The sequence below is a fragment of the Desulfosarcina cetonica JCM 12296 genome (assembly GCF_001311845.1).
GTDB lineage: Bacteria > Desulfobacterota > Desulfobacteria > Desulfobacterales > Desulfosarcinaceae > Desulfosarcina > Desulfosarcina cetonica.
The window spans coordinates 1-2,637 of record NZ_BBCC01000375.1 but is presented as its reverse complement, the minus strand read 5'-3'; the positions used below and the strand labels follow the sequence as shown (position 1 = coordinate 2,637).

At 59.5% G+C, this 2,637-nt stretch carries 3 protein-coding genes and 1 pseudogene; 3 read left to right on the top strand and 1 reads right to left on the bottom strand.

The annotated features are described in order from the left end of the window. A partial coding sequence (locus JCM12296_RS40745; protein WP_172684251.1) for a hypothetical protein occupies window positions 1–369 on the top strand: 369 nt, incomplete at its 5' end. 29 nt (window positions 370–398) lie between these two features. On the opposite strand, the gene JCM12296_RS33965 is transcribed toward JCM12296_RS40745, so the two are convergent. Then, complete coding sequence (locus tag JCM12296_RS33965; RefSeq protein WP_054702465.1) at window positions 399–1,226, bottom strand: aminotransferase class IV; 828 nt, start codon at window positions 1,224–1,226, stop codon at window positions 399–401. Window positions 1,227–1,373: 147 nt separating this feature from the next. Here JCM12296_RS33965 and menA point away from each other — a divergent pair, with 147 nt between their 5' ends. Beyond that, window positions 1,374–2,267: a 1,4-dihydroxy-2-naphthoate octaprenyltransferase gene (gene menA / locus JCM12296_RS33960; RefSeq protein WP_246805294.1), complete on the top strand. Its 894-nt coding sequence runs from the start codon at window positions 1,374–1,376 to the stop codon at window positions 2,265–2,267. A 71-nt stretch (window positions 2,268–2,338) separates the two neighbouring features. Next, window positions 2,339–2,637: pseudogene (locus tag JCM12296_RS33955) on the top strand (YgiQ family radical SAM protein); the annotation flags it as partial.

Sequence of the window (2,637 nt, the reverse complement as noted above, 5' to 3'; positions counted from 1 at the left end):
GCCTGGAACGCGGCCCTGGAGGCGGAACTGGAGCAGGCCGGCCGGCGGCTGAGCAGCGTCACCGTCCAGCTGCTCTTCAATCTGCCGACGCTGGCGGTGTTGGGCTATGCCGGCTGGTTGACGGCCATGAACTTCTTTAGCAACACAATCCTCTCCAGCGACTTTTTCGTCCACGCCTTCTGGACCATCGCCTTGGTTCTGCTCCTGAGTTTTTTTTTACTTCAGGGATTGATCCGGCTGGCCGCCGGTCGGGAGCGGTTGGTGGCGCGAGTCTTCGAACGCCTCCAAACGTCCCTGGAGCGGGATGTCCGCCTTGCGGAAACACCGGTCTGGACGCAGGCCCAGCGGATTCTGGGCTTGGCACGCTAACGGTGCCGGTGTTGATCGGTCAGGTGCCGCTAGTGTTTCTCGGTGTAATCCTGCATGGCCGTCATCAGTTGGCGGGTGTGCTTTCCCGGCCGGCCGGAACCGATGGTGCGGTCATCCACCTGAACCACCGGCACCAAGCCCTTGCTGGTCCCGGTGATGAACACCTCGTCGGCGGCCTGCAGCTCGCTGCGGGAGATGTCGCGCACCTCGATGGGAAACAGGCCTTCGGCCAGTTCGAGGACCACCTTGCGGGTCACGCCGGAGAGAATCCCCCGGCCGGGCGTCACCAACCGGCCGCCCACAAAGGCGAAAATGTTGGATGTGGTGCACTCCAGGGCCAAACCGTTGCGATCGACATAAAGGGCTTCGATGGCCCCGGCCGCGGCGGCTTTCTTGAGGGCCAGGCTGGCCGAGATGTAGTCGATGCTCTTGGCGCCGGGAATGGGACGTTCGACTTCCCAGGAGGTGATTTTGACGCCGTCCGTGTACCAGCTGTCGGGCAGTTTGGGAATCGGCGAAACCAGTACCACGAGGCGGGGCTTGCCCGACGGGGTCATGAAGTCGGTACTGGAGCCGCCGGTGACCACGATGCGGATATTGGCTTCGGGAATATCGTTTTTCGCCAGGGTGGCTTGGACCACCGCGGCGATCTCGTCATGGGACCAGGGCAGGGGTAATTGGATTTTGCGCGCCGAGTTTTCCAAGCGGTCGATATGGGCGTCCAGAAAGTAGGGCTTGCCGCCGTGGGTGCGCAACAGATCGAACACGCCGATGCCGCGTAAAAGGGCCAGATCGTCCACTGGGATGACCGCTTTCTCGGCCGGTACGAATTTACCGTCAACATAATAAATGGGCACAACAACCTCCAGGTGATCGGTGGTGATCGGACCGAATTTAGGCTTTTTAAACCGTTTTTGGGGTCCGGGCGCTCCTGTACCACCATCGGCCGGAGGTGCTCAAGGAATAAGATGCGCTTCCGGTGAAAACGGCCGGTGGCGTCGAAAATGATGAACGCAGTCAAAACCAATTCCATCCGTGCCTGGATGCTGGCGTCCCGTCCAAAGACACTGGCCGCCGGGTCCGTGCCGGTCCTTGTGGCCTCCGCCCTGGCGGCCCATTTCGGTCAATTCAAGCTCGTCCCGGCGGTGCTTTGCCTGCTTTTTGCGCTCCTGGCCCAGATCGCTTCCAATTTCAGCAACGACTATTTTGATTTTGCCAAGAAAACGGATAACGCGGATCGGCTCGGTCCGGCGCGTGCCGTGGCCTCCGGTTGGATTTCGCCCCCATCCATGCTTATCGGCACGGCCGTGGTCATTGGTCTGGCATGCCTCTTCGGCTCCGGTCTGATTTACTACGGTGGCTGGGAAATGGTGCTCGTGGGTGCCCTCTGCGTGGTGTCGCTGCTGGCCTATACCGCGGGGCCCTGGCCGCTGGCGTACCACGGATGGGGCGATTTATTTGTACTTATTTTTTTCGGCCTGGTCGCGGTTGTTTTCTCTTTTTATGTTCAGGCCGGATCTTTCGGACCATTGGTTTTCGTGGCCGGCTTCATTGTTGGCTTGCCTGCCGTCAATATCTTGATCATCAACAATTTCCGCGATTACGAAAACGACAAGGCCTGCCGGAAACACACCTCCATTGTCCTGTTTGGCCGGCTGTTTGGAAAGTGGCTTTATCTGATCAACGGCATCGCGGCCTGTCTGCTGTGCCTTTCTTTTGCGCAAGAATCGGCCTGGGCCGCCATATTGCCTTCGTTTTACCTTTTGTTCCATTACCGCTCCTGGAGAAAAATGTGCGTCATTTGGAGCGGCCGGGAATTGAACATCTTGATCGGAGAAAGTGCGCGAAACCTGCTGATTCTGGGGCTGCTTTTCGCCGCCGGGTTGCTGATGGCGTGAGGAAGTCCATCAATCCTGTAACGGAACGGGTTGCCATGGCGAATAATTTTTTGCCGATGTCACGATCGGATATGCAACCATGGGGTTGGGATGCGCTGGACATCATCCTGATCACCGGGGATGCCTACGTGGATCATCCGGCCTTTGGGGTGGCGTTGATCGGCCGGGTGCTGGTGGCAAGCGGCTTCCGGGTGGGCATCATTGCCCAGCCGGATTGGCGCAGCGTCGATGATTTCAAGCGGCTGGGCGCGCCGCGTCTGTTCTTCGGTATCACCTCGGGCAATGTCGATTCCATGGTGGCCAACTATACGGCCAACAAGCGGCCCCGCAAGACCGACGACCTTTCTCCGGGGGGGCGCACGGGCCTGCG

What these genes read in the sequence shown, in the direction of transcription:
- menA (WP_246805294.1), top strand. Translation starts at nt 1,374, where the DNA reads ATGATGAACGCAGTCAAAACCAATTCCATCCGTGCCTGGATGCTGGCG.